At 63.1% G+C, this 23,690-nt stretch carries 16 protein-coding genes, 1 tRNA gene and 5 pseudogenes; 4 read left to right on the top strand and 18 right to left on the bottom strand.

Translation table 11 applies throughout. The features are described 5' to 3' along the window. Positions 1 to 450 precede the first annotated feature (450 nt). The 14 genes and pseudogenes from BVER_RS25185 to def form a co-directional block, all read right to left on the bottom strand. Positions 451 to 1,137 (bottom strand): annotated as a pseudogene (locus BVER_RS25185) (tetratricopeptide repeat protein). Further along, positions 1,134 to 1,916 carry an HpcH/HpaI aldolase family protein gene (locus BVER_RS25180; protein ID WP_050455583.1) on the bottom strand — a complete coding sequence of 261 codons (783 nt, stop codon included), beginning with the start codon at positions 1,914 to 1,916 and terminating at the stop codon, positions 1,134 to 1,136. The pseudogene BVER_RS25185 and the gene BVER_RS25180 overlap by 4 nt, the downstream one beginning before the upstream one ends. 157 nt (positions 1,917 to 2,073) lie before the next feature. Continuing rightward, positions 2,074 to 2,520 carry a 6-carboxytetrahydropterin synthase QueD gene (gene queD, locus BVER_RS25175; RefSeq protein WP_050455582.1) on the bottom strand — a complete coding sequence of 149 codons (447 nt, stop codon included), beginning with the start codon at positions 2,518 to 2,520 and terminating at the stop codon, positions 2,074 to 2,076. A gap of 15 nt (positions 2,521 to 2,535) precedes the next feature. Then, the gene (queE, locus tag BVER_RS25170) at positions 2,536 to 3,168 is read right to left on the bottom strand and encodes a 7-carboxy-7-deazaguanine synthase (protein ID WP_050455581.1); all 633 of its coding nucleotides are present in this window, start codon (positions 3,166 to 3,168) and stop codon (positions 2,536 to 2,538) included. 25 nt (positions 3,169 to 3,193) lie between these two features. Next, entirely contained in the window at positions 3,194 to 3,928 is a 735-nt protein-coding gene (gene queC / locus BVER_RS25165) for a 7-cyano-7-deazaguanine synthase QueC (protein WP_050455580.1), read from the bottom strand. Positions 3,929 to 4,246: 318 nt separating this feature from the next. Next, positions 4,247 to 4,322 (bottom strand) — tRNA-Phe (locus BVER_RS25160). 85 nt (positions 4,323 to 4,407) lie between these two features. Beyond that, complete coding sequence (locus BVER_RS25155; protein ID WP_050455579.1) at positions 4,408 to 5,118, bottom strand: response regulator; 711 nt, start codon at positions 5,116 to 5,118, stop codon at positions 4,408 to 4,410. Beyond that, positions 5,119 to 7,545: a sensor histidine kinase gene (locus tag BVER_RS25150; protein WP_050455578.1), complete on the bottom strand. Its 2,427-nt coding sequence runs from the start codon at positions 7,543 to 7,545 to the stop codon at positions 5,119 to 5,121. It lies immediately after the preceding gene. A gap of 22 nt (positions 7,546 to 7,567) precedes the next feature. Next, positions 7,568 to 8,164, bottom strand: coding sequence for a DUF4390 domain-containing protein (locus BVER_RS25145; RefSeq protein ID WP_050455577.1), 597 nt, complete (start codon positions 8,162 to 8,164; stop codon positions 7,568 to 7,570). Beyond that, complete coding sequence (gene rsmB, locus BVER_RS25140) at positions 8,161 to 9,645, bottom strand: 16S rRNA (cytosine(967)-C(5))-methyltransferase RsmB (protein WP_050455584.1); 1,485 nt, start codon at positions 9,643 to 9,645, stop codon at positions 8,161 to 8,163. The genes BVER_RS25145 and rsmB overlap by 4 nt, the downstream gene beginning before the upstream one ends. Positions 9,646 to 9,800: 155 nt before the next feature. Continuing rightward, the gene (htpX, locus tag BVER_RS25135; protein ID WP_050455576.1) at positions 9,801 to 10,655 is read right to left on the bottom strand and encodes a zinc metalloprotease HtpX; all 855 of its coding nucleotides are present in this window, start codon (positions 10,653 to 10,655) and stop codon (positions 9,801 to 9,803) included. A gap of 129 nt (positions 10,656 to 10,784) precedes the next feature. Next, positions 10,785 to 11,419 (bottom strand): annotated as a pseudogene (locus BVER_RS25130) (LysE family translocator). A 41-nt stretch (positions 11,420 to 11,460) separates the two neighbouring features. Then, complete coding sequence (gene fmt / locus BVER_RS25125) at positions 11,461 to 12,444, bottom strand: methionyl-tRNA formyltransferase (RefSeq protein ID WP_050455575.1); 984 nt, start codon at positions 12,442 to 12,444, stop codon at positions 11,461 to 11,463. A gap of 42 nt (positions 12,445 to 12,486) precedes the next feature. Further along, complete coding sequence (gene def, locus BVER_RS25120) at positions 12,487 to 12,990, bottom strand: peptide deformylase (protein ID WP_050455574.1); 504 nt, start codon at positions 12,988 to 12,990, stop codon at positions 12,487 to 12,489. A gap of 212 nt (positions 12,991 to 13,202) precedes the next feature. Between def and dprA the strand changes: the two are divergent. The 3 genes and pseudogenes from dprA (at position 13,203) to BVER_RS25105 (ending at position 17,719) form a co-directional block, all read left to right on the top strand. Further along, a pseudogene (dprA, locus tag BVER_RS25115) lies at positions 13,203 to 14,424 on the top strand (DNA-processing protein DprA). An 85-nt stretch (positions 14,425 to 14,509) separates the two neighbouring features. Next, positions 14,510 to 14,887, top strand: coding sequence for a thioredoxin family protein (locus BVER_RS25110; RefSeq protein ID WP_050455573.1), 378 nt, complete (start codon positions 14,510 to 14,512; stop codon positions 14,885 to 14,887). A gap of 180 nt (positions 14,888 to 15,067) precedes the next feature. Next, positions 15,068 to 17,719 carry a DNA topoisomerase III gene (locus tag BVER_RS25105; protein ID WP_050455572.1) on the top strand — a complete coding sequence of 884 codons (2,652 nt, stop codon included), beginning with the start codon at positions 15,068 to 15,070 and terminating at the stop codon, positions 17,717 to 17,719. Between the two features lie 78 nt (positions 17,720 to 17,797). Here the strand turns inward: BVER_RS25105 and BVER_RS25100 are convergent, their stop codons facing one another. Continuing rightward, a complete protein-coding gene (locus BVER_RS25100; protein ID WP_050455571.1) occupies positions 17,798 to 18,856 on the bottom strand; it encodes a LysR family transcriptional regulator in 1,059 nt (352 codons plus the stop codon). A 326-nt stretch (positions 18,857 to 19,182) separates the two neighbouring features. Continuing rightward, a pseudogene (locus BVER_RS25095) lies at positions 19,183 to 20,673 on the bottom strand (phosphoenolpyruvate carboxykinase (GTP)). Positions 20,674 to 21,158: 485 nt separating this feature from the next. Here BVER_RS25095 and BVER_RS25090 point away from each other — a divergent pair. Then, positions 21,159 to 22,175, top strand: a complete 1,017-nt coding sequence (locus BVER_RS25090; protein WP_050455570.1) for a D-2-hydroxyacid dehydrogenase family protein — start codon at positions 21,159 to 21,161, stop codon at positions 22,173 to 22,175. Between the two features lie 12 nt (positions 22,176 to 22,187). Here the strand turns inward: BVER_RS25090 and BVER_RS25085 are convergent. Both BVER_RS25085 and BVER_RS25080 read right to left on the bottom strand, forming a co-directional pair. Next, positions 22,188 to 22,677 (bottom strand): annotated as a pseudogene (locus BVER_RS25085) (OsmC family protein). A gap of 11 nt (positions 22,678 to 22,688) precedes the next feature. Beyond that, the gene (locus BVER_RS25080; RefSeq protein WP_050455569.1) at positions 22,689 to 23,555 is read right to left on the bottom strand and encodes a patatin-like phospholipase family protein; all 867 of its coding nucleotides are present in this window, start codon (positions 23,553 to 23,555) and stop codon (positions 22,689 to 22,691) included. Positions 23,556 to 23,690: the final 135 nt, after the last annotated feature.

Raw genomic sequence — 23,690 nt, 5'->3', positions numbered from 1 at the left:
GCATGATCCTCAGAAAGCTGCGGCTTTATTGCGCCCTTGTCCTTCTCGCTTCACTCAAACGCTCACCTGCGCTGCCCTTCCTCCCATGAGAGAGGCGCAACGCAAAACGAATTAGTCAGCCCCGACTTATTAGCATGATTTTCGTCAACCCAAGCATTCTCTGTCGTTAGGCTATGCCCAATCGATATTAGGTTTGCATACATTACCAGACGGTGCTATTTACGATAGGTTGATACATCGCCCCGAGCGGAGTGGTGGTCCGATCAAACCTAAGTTGATGGCACTTCCGTTGATAGTAGATTTTCGGGTGTCTATTACCCTATCCAAGCATGCTGGTTCGTGGTCCCTGACTTCACGATGTCGCAAACATGCGAATGCTTTACTGGGGTTTCCATGTCGGACTGAATAGCCCGGCGCATGACGGGCTTCCGCAGCCTCGGCTGCGGTTTTTTATTGCGGCCGCTGCTTCTCCAGTTCCTGACTAAGCTGCAGATACTTGAGCTTCGCCGCCGGATCGCCCTGCGCGGCCGCCGCCGCGTAGTACGCGCGCGCGACGTTGATGTTCTGCTCGACGCCATCGCCGCCGCGCTCGTAGAACGATCCCGCGACGTACTACGCCGTCATGTCGCCGCCTTGCGCGGCCTTCTTGTACCAGGTGAAGGCTTGCGCGTTGTCGCGCGCGGTGCCGCGTCCGTCGAGAAACTGATTCGCCAGCGCCAGTTCCGCCTGCACATGCCCTTGATTCGCCGCGCGAAAGAACCAGCGATGCGCTTCGGTCGGATCGCGCTCGACGAACTTGCCATCGTCGTACATCTTGCCGTAGACGTATTGCGCGTGCGCCATGTTGGCATCGGCGGCGCGGCGCAGCCACTTCTTGCCTTCGGGGATATCGGCGGGGCCGCCTTCGCCGTTGAGCAGCATCATCGCGTAATTGAATTCGGCGAGACGGCTGCCCTTCTTCGCCGCGCGGCCGAATTTCGAGCGCGCCGACACGAGATTGCCCGCGTTGTAATCGGCGACGGCGTTTTGCGTCGCGAGATCGGTGGGCTTCGTCTTGTCCTGAATCTGCGCCTGCGCCGCGCCGCCCGACGTCAGCGTCAGCAGCACCAGCGACGCCGCCGCGATGGCGGCTTTCATGATCGCGCCTCCTGCAAGGCCTGTCGCGTCGATCTGAGCAGCCACATCACATCCGCGGCGATCGACACCAGCTTGATGCCCGGCTTCGCGTACTCGCGCGCGCTCGCGCTATCCATCGCGAAAATGCCGCTGGCGATGCCCGCGCGCTCCGCCGCCGCGACGATCTTGTCGATCGCCGCCTGCACATCGGGATGCTTGCCGTCGCCGAGATGACCGAGGCACGCCGCGAGATCGGCCGGGCCGATAAACAGGCAGTCGACGCCGGGCGTCGCGGCGATCGCATCGACCGCGTCCAGCGCCTCGACCGATTCGATCTGCACGATGGTTGCGATCTGCGCGTTCGCCGTCGTCACGTAGTCGCGCCGCGCACCGTAGGCCGCCGCGCGCACCGCGCCCGCGACGCCGCGCAAACCGTCGTTGGCATCGACGGACGGATACTGCGTGAGCCGCACGATGCGCGCGGCATCCTCGGCGGATTGGACGTTGGGGAACATCAGCGTGCGCGCCCCGGCATCGAGCACGCGCTTGACGAGCCAGCCATCGGAGCACGGCACGCGCACGATCGGTTCGCTCGGCAGATGCGCCGCCGCGATCGCGCGCAGTTGCTCGGCAACCTCGCGGCTATCGTTCGGCGAGTGCTCCATGTCGATCAGCAGCCAGTCGAAGCCCGCGTGCGCGTGCGCTTCGGCGGCATCGGGACTGCACATCGACAACCATAGACCGAAGAGCGGACCGTGTTCCTTGAGACGCTGCTTGAGAGGATTGGTGAAGGCGCTCATCGTGCGGCTCCTGCACTTTCTGCACGGGCCGCGCGATCGCTTCGAGACAGGAAAGACGGCATGCTTTTCTCCGTGTGTGTCGCCGCCGGACGGGCGGCATCATCGGAGGATCATACCGTGACAGAAGCGCGGACGTTCGCCGCGCTTCAAACATGCATCAGGCGCGTTCGACGTCCGCCCAGCAGTTCGGCGTTTCGTAGAGACGCACGCGTTTGAGCTTCAGATTGACGCCGTAATGCGCGTCGTAGACCTCGGCGAGAATGCCGAACGCCACCGCCGCGAGATTCTCGACGGTCGGAATGCGATCCAGCACGACCGTCTTGTGATCCGACAGCGTTTGCAGGAATTCGCGCACTTTCACATCGCCTTCATAGACGATGAACGCGTGATCCCACTTGTTCACGAGATGTTCCATCGCCAGCGACTTGACGTCGGCGAAGTCCATCACCATGCCGCGATCGGGCACGCCTTCGACATCGACGAGGTCGCCTTGCAGCGTGATTTCGAGCACATAACGATGCCCGTGCAGGTTACGGCACTGACTGCGGTGATCGGGGATGCGGTGGCCCGCATCGAATTCGAGTTTTCGGGTAATCGTCTGCACTTCGGCTCGACTTCTTCAGGGAATGTTCAGATATTTATGCGTTTGCATCGACAGACGCCACTTCGGATGCCGCTTGCACCAGTCGATCGCCAGCTTCGTGTTGATATCGCGCGACGGGCCGTCCATCGGCTGAACCAGGAAATACTCGAAGTCGAGCTTCTCCAGTTCGGCCAGACGCTGGTTGTCCTGCGGCACGACGACCTTCAGTTCATTGCCCTTCGTGACGACGAGCGGCGCATCGGCCTTCGGACTCACGCAGATCCAGTCGATGCTTTCCAGCACCGGCAGCGATCCGTTCGTCTCAATGGCCATTTCAAAACCCGCGTCGTGCAAGGCATCGACGAAGGGCTGATCGATCTGCAGCATCGGCTCGCCGCCCGTGCAGACGACGAACTTGTTCGCCTCGCCTTCGGGCCACTGCGACGCGATCATCGCGACGAGATCGGCCGGCGTGCGGTACTTGCCGCCGTTCTCGCCATCGGTGCCGACGAAGTCCGTGTCGCAAAACTGGCAGACCGCTTCCGCGCGATCCTCTTCGCGGCCCGACCACAGATTGCAGCCGGCGAAGCGGCAGAACACGGCCGGGCGTCCGGCGTTCGCGCCCTCGCCCTGCAACGTGTAGAAGATTTCTTTTACCGCGTACGTCATGACTGCGTGATGTCTCTCGTCAAACTCAAACCGGCCCGACGTCGACCTGCTCGCCCGCGCGATATGCCTCGTAACCGCGCTTGCGCAGCTTGCATGCCGGACATTGCCCGCAGCCGAAGCCCCAGTCGTGCAACTCGGCGCGCTCGCCGACATAGCACGTATGCGTTTCCACGCGAATCAGCTCGACCAGCGGGTTGCCGCCGAGCGTTTCGGCCAGACGCCACGTATCGGCCTTGTCGAGCCACATGAGCGGCGTCTCGAGCGCGTAACGCGTTTCCATGCCCAGATTCAGCGCGACCTGCAGCGCCTTCATGGTGTCGTCGCGGCAATCCGGATAGCCGGAGAAATCCGTCTCGCACATGCCGCCCACCAGCACCTTCAAACCGCGTCGATACGCGACCGATGCCGCGATCGTCATGAACAGCAGATTGCGGCCCGGCACGAAGGTATTCGGCAGGCCGCTGGCGGTCGCCTGAATCTCGATCTCGCGGGTCATCGCGGTATCGCTGATGGCGCCGAGCACGGACAGATCGATCATGTGATCTTCGCCGAGGCGGCCGGTCCACTGCGGAAAATCGCGCGCGATGGCGGCGCGAAAGCCTTCGCGGCATTCCAGTTCCACGCGATGCCGCTGGCCGTAATCGAAGCCGAGCGTTTCGACCGTCTTATACCGTTCGAGCGCCCAGGCCAGGCACGTGGCCGAGTCCTGACCGCCGGAAAACAACACCAGCGCGCTGTCTTTAGCGTCTGTCCAAGTCACCCTGAAAACTCCGTGTGAAGTTGGCGTCGCGCGCCATGATCGGCGATGCGCGCCGATTCAGTATAGGCCGACAGGTTGGCGACGAACGCGCGCACGCCTTATGCCGCCGATAGCGCTCAAAAACGCCGCCATCGCACGATTCCGGAGCCCTGCGTGGATGAGAACCCGCGCTCCGCTGGAACGCCAAGTCCTTGAATCTTCGGAATTTTAGCACGATGCGCCGGATTCCCGAGCTGCGCGCGCATGACGCCCGCCAACCGATGCCGCGCCTGCAAAGCAAAAAGCCCAGTCTTGCGACTGGGCTTTTGCCTGAATCTTTGGTGGCCTGGGTCGGAATCGAACCAACGACACGCGGATTTTCAATCCGCTGCTCTACCAACTGAGCTACCGGGCCAACGGAGGGGTAAAACTATATCAGACGTAACCTGCGGCCTCAAGCCCCTTTCCGAAATTTCTTCGCCGATACCGGATTCGGCGCGTCAGACTTCGTTCCGATTCTTGCCGAGATCGACGCCAAGCTGCTTGAGCTTGCGATACAAATGCGTCCGCTCGAGCCCGGTCTTTTCCGCGACGCGCGTCATGCTGCCGTTCTCGCGCGCGAGGTGATACTCGAAGTACGCACGTTCGAACGCATCGCGGGCGTCGCGCAGCGGGATATCGAAGGAGATCGAGGCCGTCTGCGTCGCGGGCTGCTGCGGCGTGGGGCTCGCGGTGGGATCGGCGGGCATCGAGCTGAGCGCGTTCGCGAGCGCGGTCGCCATCGGCACGCCCGACGGCGTCAACGTGCTCGCGGGCTTGGGCGGCGCGACCGGTTCGGGCGTCGCGGTGCCGTGCGCCAGCCCCTGCTCGACCGCCTTCAGCAGCTTCTGCAGCGCGATGGGCTTTTCGAGGAAGTTGAGCGCGCCGATCTTGGTCGCCTCGACTGCCGTGTCGATGGTCGCGTGTCCCGACATCATGATGACCGGCATCGTGAGCCGGGCCTGCGCGGCCCATTCCTTCAGCAGTGTCACGCCGTCGGTATCGGGCATCCAGATGTCGAGCAGCACGAGGTCGGGCGTCTGCTGTATGCGGTAGTCGCGCGCCTGCTGCGCGTTTTCCGCCAGTTCGACTACGTGACCTTCGTCGCTCAGGATCTCGGAGAGCAGTTCCCGGATCCCCATTTCATCGTCTACCACCAGGATGGTTGCCATTTAAGCTGCCCTTGTTTGCACTGTTGCTTTTGTATTGCCGTGATTCGCCGTCGTGCCGGCGCCGGGAGTCGTCGCGCCCGGGGCCGAGGCGTCGTCCGCGAGTTGAAGAAACAGAATCGATATCTGCGCCCCTTCCACTACGTCCGCCGACTTCGAACGGTTGCGGATGTCGATGCGCGCACCATGCTCGTCGACGATCTTTTTCACCGTTGCAAGTCCCAGACCCGTGCCCTTCGCTTTCGTCGTCACATAAGGCTCGAAGGCGCGCGACAGAATGCGCGCCGGGAAGCCCGAACCGTTGTCCGACACCGTCAGACGCACCGCCACGCGCGCGTGGCCCGATGCGTCGGGGTCGCCATATTCTACTGTCCTCGTTTCGAGCAGCACGCGAGGCTCCACGACATCCGCCACCGCATCCTGCGCATTCTGGAGCAGGTTGTGGATGACCTGGCGAATCTGCGTCGCATCGCCGCAGATCACGGGCAGTTTCGCGAGGTCGATCTTGATCGGCGTCTTGCCGTCTTCGATGCCGTACAGCGTCAGCACTTCGGCGACCAGCTCGTTCAGTTGCAGATTGCCGAGCACCGCGGGCGGCGTGCGCGCGTACTCGCGGAAATCGTCGACCATCTGTTTCATCGCCTGCACCTGATTGACGATGGTCGTCGACGCGCGCTTGAGCACTTCGGCGTCGGGCGCGGCGAGCTTGTCGCTCAGCTTCATCTGCAGACGCTCGGCCGATAGCTGGATGGGCGTGAGCGGGTTCTTGATCTCGTGCGCGAGACGCCGCGCGACTTCGCCCCACGCGACCGAACGCTGCGCGGAAATCACGTCGGAGATATCGTCGAACACGACGACGTAACCGGTGGTCTCGGCGTCTTCCTCGCCATCGGTCACGCTCAGCAACTGCGTGCCGCGCACCAGCAGCGTCAAAGGATCGTTCTCGCCGGGCACCGTGACCGCGACCTGCTGCTGCCAGTGCCCGCGATCGCCGATCGGATGACCCGCGCCGACCGATGCCGCGTCGCGCTCGGCGAACGCTTTCTTGACCATCGCGCCGAACTCGGACAGCGCGCCGATCTGATCGAGCGGCTGGCTCAGCAGCGCCTTGAATGGCTGACGGAAGATCCGTTCCGCGCCGCGATTCGCGGTCGTCAGGCGGAACTGCCGGTCGAACACGAACACGCCCGCCGTGAGGTTCGCGAGAATACTTTCGAGATACGCCTTCGAATGCTCCAGCGCGATGCGGTTGTTCTCCACCGCCAGCCGCGCTTCGGACAACTGTCTTGTCATCGCATTGAAAGACTGCGTGAGAAAGCCGAGTTCGTCGCGCGAATTGATCTCGCGTTTGGGCGTGTAGTCGCCTTCCGCAACCTCCTTCGTGCCCTGCGCGAGCAGGAACAGCGGCCGCGCGAGCTGATTGCCGAGCGCGAGCGCGAGCATCATCGCGATGAAGGTGGCGAGGAACAGCGCCAGCGTCAGCGTGCCGATGTACATCTTGCGCAAGCCCGTGCGCCCGAGCCGCTTCTCCTGATATTCGCGATACGCGCGCTGCACGGCATCCGCGTTGCGCGCGAGCTCCTGACTAACCGGCTGCTCGATCTGCAGATAGCGGTCAACGTGCTGAAACTCGGTCGTCGTGCTCGGGTCCGGTATCTTCGTGACGACGCGCAATCGCAGCGCGCCTTTGAGCCCGTTCGATTTCGGATCGCCGTCGATCTCGCCTTCGATCGCGCCGTACGGACGATCCTGCGCGGCCTTGAGCATCGAGTTGGACGGCTCGTTGGTCGGCAGCAGCGCGTAGTAATTGCCCGACGCCTGCGCGATGGTCCGTAAGCCCGGCGCGCGCTGCAAGCCGTCGCTCGCGTTGAGATCCTCGCGGTTGTACTGATCGCGCGGACGCTCGAACACCACGGCGTCCTGTACGTTGTATTGATCGCGCATGCGCAGCAGCGCGAGCGTGAGACTCGACGGATCGGTGCTCGCCAGTTGATCGCTCATCTGACGCGCGCGGTTCTTGTAGTCGGTGAGCGAGTTCTCGAGCATGCCGCGACCGAGCGTGAGGCCGGACGTCAGCGCGATCTCCACGTTCACGTCGAACCACGACTCGATACTGCGCGATACGAACTGATACGACACGATGTAGATGATCGCGCCCGGCACCACGCCGACCAGCGCGAAGATCAGCGCGAGCTTGGCCAATAATCGCGTGCCGAAGCGCCCCTGCCTCACGCGCGCGATGATGATCACGATCAGGCTGATGACGATCAGCATGAACACGAGCGCCACCGCCACGTTCGCGGCGTACAGCCAGCCGTAGTAGCGATCGAAGAACTCGGTGTTCGCGCTGGCGAGCGCGAGCATCACGAGCAGCAACACTGCCGTGACCGCGACCGTCGAGACCAGCAACCGGACGACAAAGCTCTTCATGTCCGTCCGGCCGCGTCGAAATCTATTTCGCACGTTCAGACGCCGTAAAAGTGAACTTCTTCCAATCGGACGACAGGTTCCAGTCGCGGTTGTTCACCGCATCGATCTGGAACGGCTTGGGCATCAGCGCGATATCGAGCTGCATACGCACCGATGCATCGTAAGTTTCTCCGGGATGCACCTGATTCCGGTCGATCACATGCCATGACGTGATGTGCTTGATCACCGCCATTGCTTCGTTGAGCGATCCGAAACGCAATTGCAAGCCGCCCGTCGACACGCGATATTCGTTGGTGAGCGGCTGAAAGGAAAGACGCATGCTCTGCGACACGTTGACCGGCTCCTCGTCGAACCAGTACCAGCGCGGCCGCGACAGCGTGAAGTAGAGCATGAAGTAGAGCGGTACGCTGCGATTCACGGCTTCTTCAAGACTGCTGTTGAGATCGAAGTCGAAGTGGGCATCGAGACTCCAGCCGGTATTGTCCGCCTGCAACGATGCCCGCTGCACGGAGATCGTCTCGGCATGAGCGACGCCGGCCGGGGCGAAGCTCAGCCAGAGCGCCAGCGCGGCCCACACGGCAACCGCGAGCCGGAGCGGAAAAAAGCGTTTGATCGTCACCGTTTCTGAAAGCGCGCGTAGAAGAATCCGTCGTGGTCCGCGAAGGCTTCCGCGTTCCGGCTCGATGACTGGCGGGCGGCTTTCGCCTCGCCTTTGCCGGGATCTGCGGCATGTGTACCGTCCGGTGAACCTTGTACCGCACCCGCGCGCTCATTGGCAATGGCATGCGCCGCTGTCGGCAACAATTGCCCCGGCGCGTCCAATCGTACCGCATCTTCATGCAGGGTTCCAAACCATCGGGCCTGATCCTCGCCCTCTTCGGGGAAGATCGAGCACGTCACGTAGAGCAGTTCGCCGCCCTTCGCGACCAGCGGCCACAGCGCGTTCAGGATGCGCCGCTGCTCCTCGACGAGCGCCGCGATATCCGACGGACGGCGCAGCCAGCGGATATCCGGATGACGCCGCACGATGCCCGACGCCGAGCACGGCACGTCCGCGAGGATGCGATCGAACGGCCGGCCGTCGAACCACGGCGCGGGATCGCCGGCATCGCCGACCGTCACTTCGGCGCTCAGTTTCAGGCGCGTCAGGTTTTCGTCGATGCGCTTCGCGCGGTCGGCATTGCTTTCCAGCGCGACGAGTTCGACGTTCGCCAGTTCGAGGATATGGCCGGTCTTGCCGCCGGGCGCGGCGCAGGCATCGAGCACGCGCATGCCGTCGCGCGCGTCGAGTAGTTGGGCGGCGCGTTGCGCGCCCGAATCCTGCACGGAGACAATGCCATCGGCGAAGCCGGGAATGCGATCGACCGGCATCGGCGTGGCGAGGCGCACCGCGTGCAGTCCCGCTGCCTGAGATTCGATACCTTCGGCTTTCAAACGCTGCACGTATTCGTCGACGCTCGAGTGACGCGCGTTGACGCGCAAGGTCAGCGGCCCGTGATCGTTGCCCGCTTCGAGAATGTGCTGCCACGCGTCCGGCTGACCGCGCTTCACCGCGTCGATCCACCATTGCGGATAGTTCCAGCGCGCGACGTCGCTGCGATTCGCCTCGGCGATCAACGCATCGCGTTCGCGCAGGAAATTGCGCAGCACCGCGTTCACGAGCCCTTTCGCGAATGCGATGTCGCGCCGCGCCGCGATCGCGTTCACCGCCTGATCGACCACCGTGAACGGCGCATAGGCGGCGTGCGCGTCGTCGTCGGTCAGCAGCGCGAACGCGCACACGATCACGCTCGATACATGCGGCGGCAGCGCCTTGCGCACGAGCTTGTGCAGCAGCGCATCGGCGAGCGCGAGACGGCGCATCGTGCGATACGCGATGTCCTGAATCGCGCCGCGCGCGCCGGCCGCCTTACCCGATGCAACCGCCTGCAACGCCGCCGGCAAGGCCGATCCCGCTCGCACCGCGCCGACGGCCTGCGCCGCGCCATCGAGCACGAACGCCAGCGAATCGGGCGCGAGATGCAACGCGCCCATGCGGGACGACGCACGCGCCGGTTGATGTTGCGCATCGGCACGCGGTCGGGAAGCCTTGTCTGTCATGGAAAAATGAGAACGGTCGAACGGCAAGCGGCCCGCTTGCATGAACGTCGATTGTAACTGGTGGGAATTTCGCGCCCTGGCACGCGAAAAGTAACCGTAATAAGAAAGGGCCGCTCCTCAGATGAAGCGGCCCTCGGTGAACCTAAAGTGCAGCGTTACATGCGCCCGGTGCGCGCCATTTCCATCAACCGCGCCACGCGCTCTTCGGTCGCCGGGTGCGTCGAGAACAGATTGGCAATGCCGCCGCCCGACAGCGGATTCATGATCATCATCTGCGCCGTGGCCGGATGCGCCTCGGCGGTCGGGAACGGCGTGCCGGTCGCGTACGCGTGGATCTTCTCGAGCGCGCTGGCGAGCGCCTGCGGATCGCCGGAAATCTGCGCGCCGCCGCGATCCGCCTCGAATTCACGCGCGCGGGAAATCGCCATCTGGATCATCGCGCCCGCCATCGGCGCGAGGATCGCCACCAGAATGCCGGCTATCGGATTGACCGGACGGCCTTCGTCGTCGCGTCCGCCGAAGAACATCGCGAAGTTCGCCAGCGCCGAGATCGCGCCCGCCATCGTCGCGGAGATGGTCGAGATCAGGATGTCGCGATGCTTCACGTGCGCGAGTTCGTGCGCCATCACGCCGCGCATTTCGCGCTCGGACAGCACGCGCAGAATGCCGGTCGTCGCCGCGACGGCCGCGTGCTCGGGATTGCGGCCCGTGGCGAACGCGTTCGGCGCATCTTCGTTGATCAGATAGACGCGCGGCATCGGCAGCTCGGCGCGCTGCGCCAGCTCGCGCACCATGCGATAAAACTGCGGCGCACTGCTCTCGTCCACTTCCTGCGCGTTATACATGCGCAGAACCATCTTGTCCGAGAACCAGTACGAAAAGAAATTCATGCCGACGGCGATCAGCAGCGCGAGCATCATGCCGCTCTTTCCACCGATGACACCACCGATCACGGCGAAAAGGGCCGTGATCGCAGCCATCAGCATCGCGGTTTTGACCCAGTTGAACATGTGCGGAAGCTCCTCTCCCAGAGACGTTGCGCATCGTGCGCGGTTGTCACGGCCAAATCGGCCTGACAGACGATTGTAAGAAAATCGTTAGATAGGGACGTCCGTCAATAATTCAATTGGTCGATCGATTTATCGATGCGATGTCGCGAGCTTGATGCCGAGCCCAACGAACGCGCTGCCGACCACGCGATCCAGCCACTTCTTCACGCCCGGCTTGCCCGAGCCGAGAAGCGCTCGGTGACGCTGCCCGCGATCCACGCGACGAAGCTGTTCCACGCCGTGCTCATCGCGATGAAGGCCGCGCCGAGCACGAGAAACGCGAGCGTCTTGTGCGGGCTGTCGACGGCGACGAATTGCGGGAAGAACGATACGAAGAAAAGCACCACTTTGGGGTTCAGCACATTCGTGACGAAACCCTGCGCGAAAAGCTGGCTCAGCGATTTCGGCGCGGACGGCGTGTCGCGGGTGTCGTCGTCCGGTTTGGCGAAAATCAGCCGCACGCCGAGATAAATCAGATAAATCGCGCCGGCGATCTTGATGACGGTGAACGCCGTCGCCGATGCCGCGAGAATCGCCGTCAGCCCGAACGCGCACGCGAGCGTATGCACGATGCATCCCGCCGAAATGCCCAGCGCCGACACGACGCCCGTGCCGCGCCCTTGCGCCACGCTGCGTCCGACGATGTAGGCCGTGTCGGGACCGGGCGTGACGTTCAGAAGAAAGACGGCGAGCAGAAAGAAGGCGAAACCGGTAATGCCGAGCATCGGAAACCTCGAAACGAAGCGCTACTTCAAGACGGCTTATTTTAGCGCTGCGTGGCGTCCGGCAGCGTGAAGCTTTGGCCCTTGGCGAGCGTCGAACCAGCGAGAAATTCGCGTACCGGCAGACGTTTTCCGCCCGGCTTCTGAAGCTGCGTGAGCTTGAGCGCTCCGCTTCCGCACATCACGACGATGCCGTCCGCCGACACCTCCGCGATGCGGCCCGGTTCGCCCGACCCGTCGACGGGCTGCGCGGACCAGATCTTGATGGCGACGCCGTCCAGCGTGCCGAACGCGCCGGGAAACGGATCGAAGGCGCGGACCTGACGCGCGAGTTCGTCGGCCGGACGGCGGAAGTCGAGCGCGGCCTCGTGCTTGGCGATTTTTTCGGCGTAGGTCGTGCCGTCGTCGGGTTGCGGCGTGGCGGGCAGCGCGCCGTCCCGCTCGAGATCGCGCAAGGCGGCGACGATCATCTCCGCGCCCATTTGCGCGAGGCGGTCGTGCAGCGACGCGGTCGTGTCGTCGGGACGGATCGGCGTGCGGCCTTCGTGGATCATCGCGCCGGTGTCGAGGCCGGCGTCCATCTGCATCAGCGTGATGCCGGATTCGGCGTCGCCCGCTTCGATCGCGCGATGGATCGGCGCGGCGCCGCGCCAGCGCGGCAACAACGACGCGTGGATGTTGATCGCACCGCGCGGCGGGATATCGAGCACTTCCTGCGGCAGGATCAGGCCGTAGGCGGCGACGACCATCACGTCGTGCGGCGTGGCGCGCAACAGATCGATGGCATCGGCCACTTCCTGCGGATACTTGCCCGCGCGCCGCAGCGACGTGGGCTGCGCGACCGCAAGCCCATGTTCGACGGCGAAGCGCTTGACCGGGCTGGCGGTCAGCTTCATGCCGCGTCCGGCCGGACGATCGGGCTGCGTCAGCACGAGCGGCACCGCAAAGCCGGCGTCATGGATGGCCGCGAGCGCGGCGGCGGCGAATTCCGGCGTGCCGGCGAACACGACGCGCAGTGATTGAGTCATTCGAGTACCTTCAGACACCTTCAGGCCTGCAAAAAACGGGGATTACAGCGCCTTTTCCAGCTTCTTCATCTTGCCGCGAATCCGCGTCTGCTTGAGCGTCGACAGATACTCGACGAACACCTTGCCCAACAAGTGATCCATCTCGTGCTGGATGCACACGGCGAGCAGACCGTCGCAATCGAGCTCGAAGGTCTCGCCTTTTTCGTTGAGCGCGCGCACGCGCACCTTATCCGGACGTTCTACGACATCGTAGATGCCCGGCACCGACAGACAGCCCTCTTCCCACTCCTTGTTCTCGTCGCTCGACCAGACGATCTCCGGATTGATGAAGACCATCAGTTCGTTGTGATCGTCGGAGACGTCGATGACGATCACGCACTCGTGCACGTCGATTTGCGTGGCGGCCAGGCCGACGCCGAGCGCGGCGTACATCGTCTCGACCATGTCGCCGACGAGTTTGCGGATGCGGTCGTCCACCGCGGCGACCGGCTTGGCCACCTTGTGGAGCCGCTTGTCGGGGTAGTTGAGTATCTTGAGCAGGGCCATGATTCGGAGTTTTTACGCGCGCCGCGACGCGGGTCGATCGGCCATTCGGCCAGGTTGCGGGTAATGGGCGGCATGCCGAAGATAGGCGGGTGAATCCATCCGATTCAACGCCGCGGCATGGTGGCCAGGAAGCATCGCGACGGGGGCGAACAGGACCGGGCGACGCTTCGATTCGCTTATTACTTTTTCTGTACAGGACCAAAAATCTTAACATGACGACCGCCCTCCTGCCGACCGGGCCTATCGCGCCGGGCCCTTGCGCCGCGCCGCCCGGCGACGCCGACGCACTTCGCGCGTGGCTGCGGCTCGCGCATGCGCCCGGCTTGCGGCCGATCGCCCTGCGCCAGTTGCTAACCGAATTCGGCGATCCGCCGAACGTGCTCGCCGAAAGCTACGCGGAACTCGCGCGCGTCGCCGGCCCGGATGCGGCGAAAGCCGTGCTGGCGGCATCGGCCGATATCGAACAGGTGCCGTTCGACAACTATATTGAGAACGTCCGCGAATGGGCGTGCGCGCCGGAAAACCACGTCCTGACGCTCGCCGATGCCGCATATCCGCAGGCGCTGCTGACCATGCCGGATCCGCCGCCGCTGCTTTACGTCAAAGGGCGGCTCGACCTGCTGCAATCGCACGCGATCGCGGTCGTCGGCAGCCGGCACGCCACGCAGCAGGGCATCGAGGACGCGCGGCGGTTTTCGCGGGCGTTTTCGGATGCGGGGCTCGCAGTCGTGTCGGGGCTCGCGCTCGGCATCGACGCGGCGGCGCATCGCGGGGCGCTGCTCGGTAGCGCGGGCACCATCGCGGTGATCGGCACGGGGCTGGACATCGTGTATCCGGCGACGAACCGCGATCTGGCGCATGAAATCGCGCGCGAAGGCGTAATCGTGTCGGAATGGCCGCTGCGCACGCCGCCGCGTTCGGCGAACTTTCCGCAGAGGAATCGGCTGATCGCGGGATTGTCGGGCGGCATGCTGATCGTCGAGGCGGCGATGCGCTCCGGCTCGCTGATCACCGCGCGGCTCGCCAATGAAATGGGGCGCGATGTCTTCGCCATTCCCGGATCGATTCACGCGCCGTTGTCGCGCGGCTGTCATCGGATGCTGAAACAGGGCGCGAAGCTCGTGGAAACACCCGACGAAGTGCTGGAGGAATTCGGCCTGATCCGCGCGAACGCCGCCCGCAAACGCGGCGAGCCGCAGCCGGTGAATGCGGCGTGGGCGTCGGCGCGGCTGCCGGAATCCGCGCTCGAATCGATCGATGCCGATGCCGAACGCGTGCTGGCCGCGCTCGGCCACGCGCCCGCGACGCTTGAAATTCTCGCCACGCGCACCGAAATGGATGGCGCGGGGCTCCAGGGCGCGCTGTTGCGCCTCGAACTGGCGGGCCGCGTCGCCGCTGCCGGGCGGCCGTTACGGGACCGTGGAGCGCTGCTGATCCCGCGCCGTGCTACATTCGCGGAAAAATGCGCTGCTCCCCGCCCCGCGAGAAGCCGCCCCACGAGAAGGATCGCCACACCGCCATGCCCGCGCTGAATCTGGACACCGACGCCGAAGAAATCGCCGAGCGCATCGCCGCGCCCGGCACGCTGTTCGTCGCGTGCCTGTGCGCCGACTGGTGCGGAACGTGCCGTGAATATCGCGCGGGATTCGACCGGCTGGCGGACGCGCATCCGGAAATCTGCTTCGCCTGGATCGACATCGAGAATCACGCCGATACGCTCGACGATCTCGATGTCGAGAATTTCCCTACCATCCTGATCGAAGATTCGGTCACGACCCGTTTTTTCGGCACGGTATTGCCGCAAGTGTCGATCGTCGAGCGCATGCTCACCGATCTGACCGCGCTGCCCGATATGACCGGCGCGCCCAAGCTTCGGCCGGCGCTTGCCACGGCCTAGCCGAAAGACGCGCACAATGCGCGAGAAGCACCCAATGCGTCCGACGAAACGCCCTTCGCCGACCGTGGAATGAAACGCGCAAATTCGTACTCGAACGCGCACGGTACAAAGCCTGTGCTATAAAGCGGTCGTTAAAGCAGCCCAAATCGGGCCGCTGCCAGTCTTCAACTAAATTGAGTCATGTCCAAAGCCCTGATCATCGCTGAGAAGCCTTCCGTTGCGAACGACATCGCGCGTGCGCTGGGCGGCTTTACCAAGCATGACGAGTACTTCGAGAGCGACGATTACGTGCTCTCGTCGGCCGTCGGCCATTTGCTGGAGATCGCCGCGCCGGAGGAATACGACGTCAAGCGCGGTAAATGGAGCTTCGCGAACCTGCCGGTCATTCCGCCGCATTTCGACCTGAATCCGATCGCCAAGAGCGAGTCGCGCCTCAAGGTGCTGACCAAGCTGATGAAGCGCAAGGACGTCGACCGGCTCATCAACGCATGCGACGCGGGGCGCGAGGGCGAGCTGATTTTCCGCCTGATCGCGCAGCACGCGAAAGCCAGGCATCCGGTCCAGCGCCTGTGGCTGCAGTCGATGACGCCCGCCGCGATCCGCGAAGGTTTCGCGAATCTGCGCAGCGACGCCGACATGCAGCCGCTCGCCGATGCTGCCCGCTGCCGCTCCGAAGCCGACTGGCTGGTCGGCATCAACGGCACGCGCGCGATGACCGCGTTCAACAGCAAGGGCGGCGGCTTCTTCCTGACCACCGTCGGCCGCGTGCAGACGCCGACGCTGTCGATCGTCGTCGAACGCGAGGAGAAAATCCGCCGTTTCGTGCCGCGCGATTACTGGGAAGTGCGCGGCGAGTTCGTCGCGGCGAAGGGCATCTACGAAGGCCGCTGGTTCGATCCGAAGTTCAAGCGCGTCGAGAACGATCCCGAGCAGCGCGATTCGCGTCTGTGGAGCCTGCCGGCGGCGGAAACCATCGTGGCAGCGTGCCGTGGCAAGACCGGCACCGTCACCGAGGAATCGAAGCCGTCCACGCAGATGTCGCCGCTGCTGTTCGATCTGACCAGCTTGCAGCGCGAAGCGAACAGCCGTTTCGGTTTCTCGGCGAAGAACACGCTCGGCCTCGCGCAGGCGCTGTACGAAAAGCACAAGGTCCTCACCTATCCGCGTACCGATTCGCGCGCGCTGCCCGAGGACTATCTCGGCACGGTCAAGGAAACGCTGACCATGCTGAAGGAAAGCAACAACTATCTGCCGTTCGCCAAGCAAGTGCTCGACAAGGGCTGGGTGAAACCGAACAAGCGCATCTTCGATAACTCGAAGATCAGCGATCACTTCGCCATCATCCCGACGCTGCAAGCGCCCAAGGCGCTGTCCGAGCCGGAGCAGAAACTGTACGACCTGGTCGTGAAGCGCTTCCTGTCGGTGTTTTTCCCGGCGGCCGAATATCTGGTCACGACGCGTATCACCGAAGTGTCCGGGCATCACTTCAAGACGGAAGGCAAGGTGCTCGTCGAGCCGGGCTGGCTGCAGGTCTACGGCCGCGAAGCCGCGGGCGAGGACGGCAATCTGGTGCCGGTGCAGAAGGACGAAAAGGTCGATGTCGAAAAGGTCGAAGCGCATGGCCTCGTGACCAAGCCGCCCGCGCGCTACAACGAAGCATCGCTGCTGTCGGCGATGGAAGGCGCGGGCAAACTCGTCGAAGACGAAGAACTCCGCGACGCGATGGCCGCGAAGGGCCTCGGCACGCCGGCCACGCGCGCGGCGATCATCGAAGGTCTGCTGGGCGAAAAGTACATGGTGCGCGAAGGCCGCGAACTGATTCCGACCGCCAAGGCGTTCCAGTTGATGACCTTGCTGCGCGGTCTCGGCGTCGAGGAACTCACCGCGCCGGAACTGACCGGCCAGTGGGAGCACAAGCTCTCGCAGATGGAGCGCGGCAGTTTGCATCGCGATGCGTTCATGCAGGAAATCGCCCGCATGACGCAGACCATCGTCAAGCGTGCGAAGGAATACGACTCCGACACGATTCCCGGCGATTACGCGACGCTGGAAACGCCCTGCCCGCATTGCGGCGCGCAGGTGAAGGAGAACTATCGCCGGTTCGCGTGTACGAAGTGCGAGTTCTCGATCTCGAAGATTCCGGGCGGACGTCAGTTCGAAATTCCCGAAGTCGAAGAGTTGCTGCGCGAGAAAACCATCGGGCCGCTGTCGGGGTTCCGCAGCAAGATGGGCCGTCCGTTCTCCGCCATCCTCAAGCTCGCCTTCGACGACGAGATCAAGAACTTCAAGCTCGAGTTCGACTTCGGTCAGGACACCGGCGGCGAAGACGGCGAACCGCCCGATTTCTCCGAGCAGACGCCGGTCGGCGCGTGCCCGAAGTGTCAGTCGCGCGTGTACGAGCACGGCATGAGCTATGTCTGCGAGAACTCGGTCGCGAATCCGAAGACGTGCGATTTCCGCTCGGGCAAGGTGATCCTGCAACAGGAAATCGCCCGCGAGCAGATGCAGAAGCTGCTCGGCGAAGGCCGTACGGATCTGCTGACGGGCTTCAAGTCCTCGCGTACCGGCCGCAACTTCAAGGCGTTCCTCGTCAAGCAGCCGGACGGCAAGATCGGCTTCGAGTTCGAGAAGAAGGAAGGCAAACCGGCGGCGAAGACGGCTGCGGCCAAGCGCGGCGCGGCGGCATCGGAGGCTCCGGCGAACAACGCGGAGGATGGCGACAGCGATGTCGCGGTCGCCGCCAAGACCACGCGCGCCAAGCCCGCCACCAAGACCGTCGCGGCGAAGAAGGCCGCCGCGAAAAAGACCACGGCGCGCAAGACGGGTTCGTAACTCGCCGAGCACCACGCGCCTGAAAAACAAAAAGCCCGCGAAGCGATTCGCGGACTTTTTGCTATGGCGAAGACGAACTCAGAACAGCGACGGCACCGCCATCCGTCCGCGCATGCGGGACTGCTTGGCAACCTTGTCGTCGAGATCGCTGTCGATCGGACGCGCGTCCTCTTCGTATACCGGTTGCGACGCGGCCACCGCCCGGCCACGCCCATCGCGCAGCCATTGCTCGCCGATCTGATGGTTCGGCGACTGGCTAAAATACTCCACCAGATGATCGATGAAAGTCCGCACCTTCGCCGGCAGGTGACGACGGCTCGGATACGCGACGTTGATCTCGACCTGCGGCAACTGGAAATCGCTCAGCAGGCGCACCAGCGTGCCGCGCGTCATGTCGTTGCCGATCAGATAACTCGGCAGAATCGCGATGCCCATGCCGAGCAGCGCGAACTGCCGCAGCATCTCCGTGTTGTTGGCGATGATCACGTTCTGCGGGCGCACGCGCACCTCGCCATCGGGACCGGTGAACACGCGCTCGTCGCCCCAATACTCGGACGGCAGACTCAGGCACGGATGCTCCAGCAAATGCTCCGGCCGCGTCGGCGTGCCGTGCTTGGCGAGATACTCGGGCGTCGCGCACACCGTCATGCAGCCGGTCGTCAGACGCCGCGTGACGACGCTCGCGCTCTTCACCTGACGCGCGATCACGATGCCGACATCGAAGCCTTCCTCGACCAGATCGACCTGGCGATCCACCAGCGTCACGTCGGGCACGACCTTCGGATAGCGCTGTGCATACGTCTGTAACACGGGCGCGAGATTATGCAGACCGAACACCACGGGCGCGACGATCCTCAACGAACCCAACGGTTCGTGATTGCGCGCAACCACCATCTGCTCGACGTCTTCGAGCTCATCGAGAATCTGGCGTGCTCGCTCGAGGTAGACCTGACCGGACTCCGTGAGCGAAAGACTGCGCGTCGTGCGGTTGAGCAAACGCGTGCCGAGGCGACCTTCGAGGTCCGCGACATGGCGCGTCGCCACCGCATTGGAGATGACCATCGCGCTGGCGGCCCAGGCGAAACTGCCCAGATCGGCCACGCGAACGAACACTCTCATCGACTGCAAATGATCCATGGGACAACTCCTGCCGCCTAGGACGGCGTTTAATTCTGTGCAGAGCAAGTGGGAATTATCCCAGGACTCGCGAAATCGTGCAGAAGTTGCGGAAACGCAGCGAATTTTCGAAAAATTGTCTATTTCTACGGCGCTTACACGATGAAAGAGCGCTCATTGTTGCTCCGAGCGCAACGCTGATGGCTTTCGGGATGAGCGTGCCGGTTTTTTAAAAGCTGGCCGCGTCAATTTTGGCGGGTTATGCGATGTTCAGACGAACCCGCCGGGCGGCGGGTTCGTATTTGGGGATTGATTCGACCGGTGACGTAAATCACCGGCCGAATTCATCACGCGGCGAGGCGTTTTTCCATGTCGGCCTTGGCTTCCGGCAACGCGCCCGGCAAGCCCTGACGCAGCTTTTCGAACGATTCGTCGTGAAGCGAGAGTTCATCGCGCCACAAACCATCGTTGACGGAAATGACCTGTTCGAACTGTTCGCGCGTGAAACCGAGCGCGCCCCAGTCGATATCCTCGTAACGCGGCGAGATGCCGAACGCGTGTTCCTCGCCGTTCGCCGTGCCTTCAATGCGACCGATCATCCAGTTCAGCACGCGCATGTTCTCGCCGAAGCCCGGCCACACGAACTTGCCGTCGTCGCCCTTGCGAAACCAGTTGACGCAGAAGAACTTCGGCGATTTCGCGTTCATCGCTTCGAGCTTTTCGCCCATCTTCAGCCAATGGCCGAAGTAGTCCGCCATGTTGTAGCCGCAGAACGGCAGCATCGCGAACGGATCGCGACGCACGACGCCCTGCTGCCCCGCGGTGGCGGCGGTCGTCTCGGAGCCCATCGTCGCGGCCATGTAGACGCCTTCCTTCCAGTCGCGCGCTTCGGTGACGAGCGGCACCGTGTTCGAACGGCGTCCGCCGAAGATGAACGCATCGATCGGCACGCCGGCGGGATTTTCCCAGTCGGCATCGATCGACGGGCATTGCGAGGCCGGCGCCGTGAAGCGCGCGTTCGGATGTGCGGCCTTCGTGCCCTTCTCCTTCGCGATCTCCGGCGTCCAGTCGCGGCCCTGCCAGTCGATCAGATGCGCGGGCGGCGTGTCGGTCATGCCTTCCCACCAGACATCGCCGTCGTCGGTCAGCGCGACGTTCGTGAAGATCACGTTTTCCTTGAGCGTGGCCATCGCGTTGAAGTTGGTCTTCTCGCTAGTGCCCGGCGCGACGCCGAAGTAACCCGCTTCCGGATTGATCGCGTAGAGACGGCCGTCGCGGCCCGGCTTGATCCACGCGATGTCGTCGCCGATGGTCGTCACCTTCCAGCCATTGAGATCGGACGGCGGAATCAGCATCGCGAAGTTGGTCTTGCCGCATGCCGACGGGAACGCCGCCGCGACGTGATACTTGCGTCCTTGCGGCGAGGTCACACCGAGAATCAGCATGTGTTCGGCGAGCCAGCCTTCGTCGCGTCCCATCGTCGAGGCGATGCGCAGCGCGAAGCACTAGTTGTTGGTGGAACCAGCGTCCTCGCGACGCTCGGAGCAGATGAAGGTGCGGTCTTCGACACGCGCCACGTCCGACGGGTCCGAACAGGCGAGATAGGAGTTGGGGCGTTTCTGCGGGTTCAGCTTTTTCATCGTGCCGGCGGCGACCATCTGTTCGCACAACCGGTCGTACTCCTCCTGACTGCCGTCGCACCATTCGATTCGATCGGGCTTCGTGAGCGCGGCGATGTGCTGCACCCATTCGATCAATCGTCGGTGCCGGACGTGGGCGGGTGCTTCTACATCGACGGCGTGGTTATCGTTGTTTTCGACTACTGCGGGCTGGTTCATCGAGTTGTCTCCATTCTCTGCAATGAAACCTTGACACCCTTTGACGCTGCATTGCGAGAGGCGCGTTGCCGTGATGGCAACTTGCGAAACGCGGGGCGGCTCGTGTTCTTTTCGTGACACGAGGCGATTCGCAAGCCGATGCTGCGTCGAGGGCATGACACTTTGCGCATGTGCAGCCACGGCTTGTCGCGGCTTGCAAGGCAAAGGAACAAACTGTTAAAAAGAGATACTAACTGGCCTGTCTCCTCGCGATACGCCGTGCTTTATGCTTCATGCGCCGAAATGTTTTGCTATTAGCGCACGGCATGCGGATTTGAAAAGTGGGGAGACAAGCTTAACACTGCAATAAATCCATGCGCGGACGAAGAACGGTTAAGCTGATATAGCGCACATTTATCCGTAATTACCCGAAGTTAATCGAAGCGCTTTTTCGTCCGGTCGATGCAAGCAGCACATTTGATGCCCAACAAAGCCAACCCATGCCCATGAAAATCGCCATTCTCGACGACTACCAGGACGCCGTTCGGAAACTGGATTGCTTCCATCTGCTCGACGATCACGAGGTGAAGATATTCAATAACACGGTGCGCGGGCTCGGACAGTTGGCTAGCAGACTGTCGGAAGTCGACGCGCTCGTGCTGATTCGCGAACGCACGCGCATCAGTTCGCAACTGCTCGACAAGCTGCCCAAACTACGCATGATCAGCCAGACGGGTCGCGCGGGCGGCGGACATATCGATATCGACGCGTGTACGGAAAGGGGTATCGCCGTACTCGAAGGCACGGGTTCGCCGTATGCGCCCGCCGAGCTGACGTGGGCGCTGATCATGGCGGCGCAGCGGCGCATTCCGCAATACGTGGCGAATCTCAAGCAGGGCGCGTGGCAGCAGTCGGGACTGAAGACCTCCGCGTTGCCGCCGAACTTCGGGCTCGGGCAAGTGCTGCGTGGTCAGACGCTCGGCATCTGGGGTTACGGCAAGATCGGCCAACTGGTGGCGGTCTACAGCAAGGCTTTCGGCATGAACGTGTTCGTGTATGGACGCGAGCATTCGCAACAGGCCGCGCGCGAAGACGGTTTCACGATCGCGGAAAGCCGCGAGGCATTGTTCGAGCAGAGCGATGTGCTCACCGTGCATCTGCGTCTGAGCGAGGAGACGCGCGCCATCGTCAAGCAGGACGATCTGATGCGCATGAAGCCCACGGCGCTGTTCGTCAACACGAGCCGCATGGAGCTGATGGAAGACAACGCGCTGCTCAACGCGCTGCATCACAACCGGCCGGGGATGGTCGCCATCGACGTGTACGAAAGCGAGCCGATTCTGCAAGGCTATGGCTTGCTGCGCATGGAGAACGTGATCTGCACGCCGCATATCGGCTATGTGGAACGCGAGAGCTACGAGCTGTATTTCAGCGCGGCGTTCAACAATATTCTCGCGTTCGATGCAGGCGATACCTCGAGCGTCTTCAACAAGGACGCGCTTCAGCACGCGCGCCGCCGTTGATCGCCGATTGCGTCAGATCGTCGAGATATCGATCGATGCTTCGCAGCGCACCGGAAAATTCACCGAGTTCGCGATAAAGCAGAAGCAATGCGCCTCTTCATGCAGGCGCGTCGAGAGTTCCACATCGCCGCCCGCGCCGATGGTCACGCGCGGACGCAGCAGCACATCGACGAAGCGGCCGTCGCCCTTCGCTTCTTCCTGCATCGTGCCGATGGCGTCGTCGACATAACCGGTCACGACAATCTTGTTGGTCGCGCACAGATGCAGATACCAGAGCATGTGACACGACGACAGCGACGCGACGAACAACTCCTCGGGATTGTGTCGCGAGGCATCGCCGCGAAACGCCGGATCGCTCGATGCCTCGATCGCGGTCTTGTTGCCGACGCGGATCAGATGGTCGCAGATGGTCGCGCGAATAGGCATCGTAGGCGGACGTGCCCGAGCCGAGATCGCCCGTCCACGCGACGGTGAGTTCGTAGCTGTGCTTCTTCTTCGACATGACCGGCTCCTTCAGGTATGCGCGGCGGCTTCGATCAGACGCGGAAGCCGCGCGAGGAAATCGTCGGCATCCGCGCGGCCCAGGTCGTAAGCATGCTGCATCTGCGCCGGGCTCGTATAGTCCCAGCTCGAAATCGGCACCTTGCGCGACGGCTGCACATACAGGCGCTTCTGCTCGCCGTGCGGCACGACGAACATCTGCTCGCGCGGATACAGCCGCGTGACCATCACCAGCACGAGTCCCGGCGATGCATCGAGCGCGGCGACCGGCACGTTGTCGACCATGCCGCCATCGAGCACGGGACGGCCGTTGCGTCGCAGGATCGGCGTGAACGGCGGCGTCGCCGACGATTGCAGGATGAGACCGGCGAGATCTTCGAGCCGCGCGCACTCCTGCGCCTTCACGAATTCCGGATGAAAGCCGAGCGCCTGCCCGAGCGTCGGATGCAGCGTCTTGCGCACGTATTTTTCGATGTTATACGCGATGATGCCCGCCGCCACGGCACTGCGCGCGCCGAGCCAGCGCGGTAGATGCGACACGCCGATGCGAATCTCCGGCGCCGTCTTGAGCGAGTCGAAACGCTCCGCGAAGATATCGAGCAGCGCCTGCCGGTAGATACGGTAATGCGGGAACACCGACTGTCCGCGCAGCAGATTGCCCCAATAGACGTTGCGGGTGTTGTGGCACAGCACGTCGGCGTAGTAGTTCATCACCCAGCGCGACTCGTTCGTGTAGAGCATGCAGGCCGTGGCCGCGCCCGCCGAAATCCCCGCGATGACGCGCGGCCTGAGCTTCAATTCGGGCTGGACGATGTCCCAGAAACCAGCCTGCCACCAGCAGCGATTCCCGCCGCCGGCGAATACGACCTGATCGAACATTTACTTCCTCGGCCCTTCAGAATTAGTCGAAGTCAAGGGTGGCAAGGGGCCGCCGGAAGATCGTGTTTCCCAGAACTCCCAGAAGCAATATTGATCTGAATGGTTTCCTGGGAGTTTGGAACTTCGCCGATGAGC

Origin of the sequence: Candidatus Burkholderia verschuerenii, assembly GCF_001189365.1 — a bacterium.
GTDB lineage: Bacteria > Pseudomonadota > Gammaproteobacteria > Burkholderiales > Burkholderiaceae > Caballeronia > Caballeronia verschuerenii.
Note: the sequence above shows the minus strand (reverse complement) of the source record. Positions and strands in the feature narration are given on the sequence as shown.

Coding starts and splice junctions, on each gene's coding strand:
- BVER_RS25180 (WP_050455583.1), bottom strand. CDS start 1,916: ATGAGCGCCTTCACCAATCCTCTCAAGCAGCGTCTCAAGGAACACGGT.
- queE (WP_050455581.1), bottom strand. CDS start 3,168: ATGACGTACGCGGTAAAAGAAATCTTCTACACGTTGCAGGGCGAGGGC.
- BVER_RS25155 (WP_050455579.1), bottom strand. CDS start 5,118: ATGGCAACCATCCTGGTGGTAGACGATGAAATGGGGATCCGGGAACTG.
- BVER_RS25150 (WP_050455578.1), bottom strand. CDS start 7,545: ATGAAGAGCTTTGTCGTCCGGTTGCTGGTCTCGACGGTCGCGGTCACG.
- rsmB (WP_050455584.1), bottom strand. CDS start 9,645: ATGACAGACAAGGCTTCCCGACCGCGTGCCGATGCGCAACATCAACCG.
- htpX (WP_050455576.1), bottom strand. CDS start 10,655: ATGTTCAACTGGGTCAAAACCGCGATGCTGATGGCTGCGATCACGGCC.
- fmt (WP_050455575.1), bottom strand. CDS start 12,444: ATGACTCAATCACTGCGCGTCGTGTTCGCCGGCACGCCGGAATTCGCC.
- def (WP_050455574.1), bottom strand. CDS start 12,990: ATGGCCCTGCTCAAGATACTCAACTACCCCGACAAGCGGCTCCACAAG.
- BVER_RS25110 (WP_050455573.1), top strand. CDS start 14,510: ATGCCCGCGCTGAATCTGGACACCGACGCCGAAGAAATCGCCGAGCGC.
- BVER_RS25105 (WP_050455572.1), top strand. CDS start 15,068: ATGTCCAAAGCCCTGATCATCGCTGAGAAGCCTTCCGTTGCGAACGAC.
- BVER_RS25100 (WP_050455571.1), bottom strand. CDS start 18,856: ATGGATCATTTGCAGTCGATGAGAGTGTTCGTTCGCGTGGCCGATCTG.
- BVER_RS25090 (WP_050455570.1), top strand. CDS start 21,159: ATGAAAATCGCCATTCTCGACGACTACCAGGACGCCGTTCGGAAACTG.
- BVER_RS25080 (WP_050455569.1), bottom strand. CDS start 23,555: ATGTTCGATCAGGTCGTATTCGCCGGCGGCGGGAATCGCTGCTGGTGG.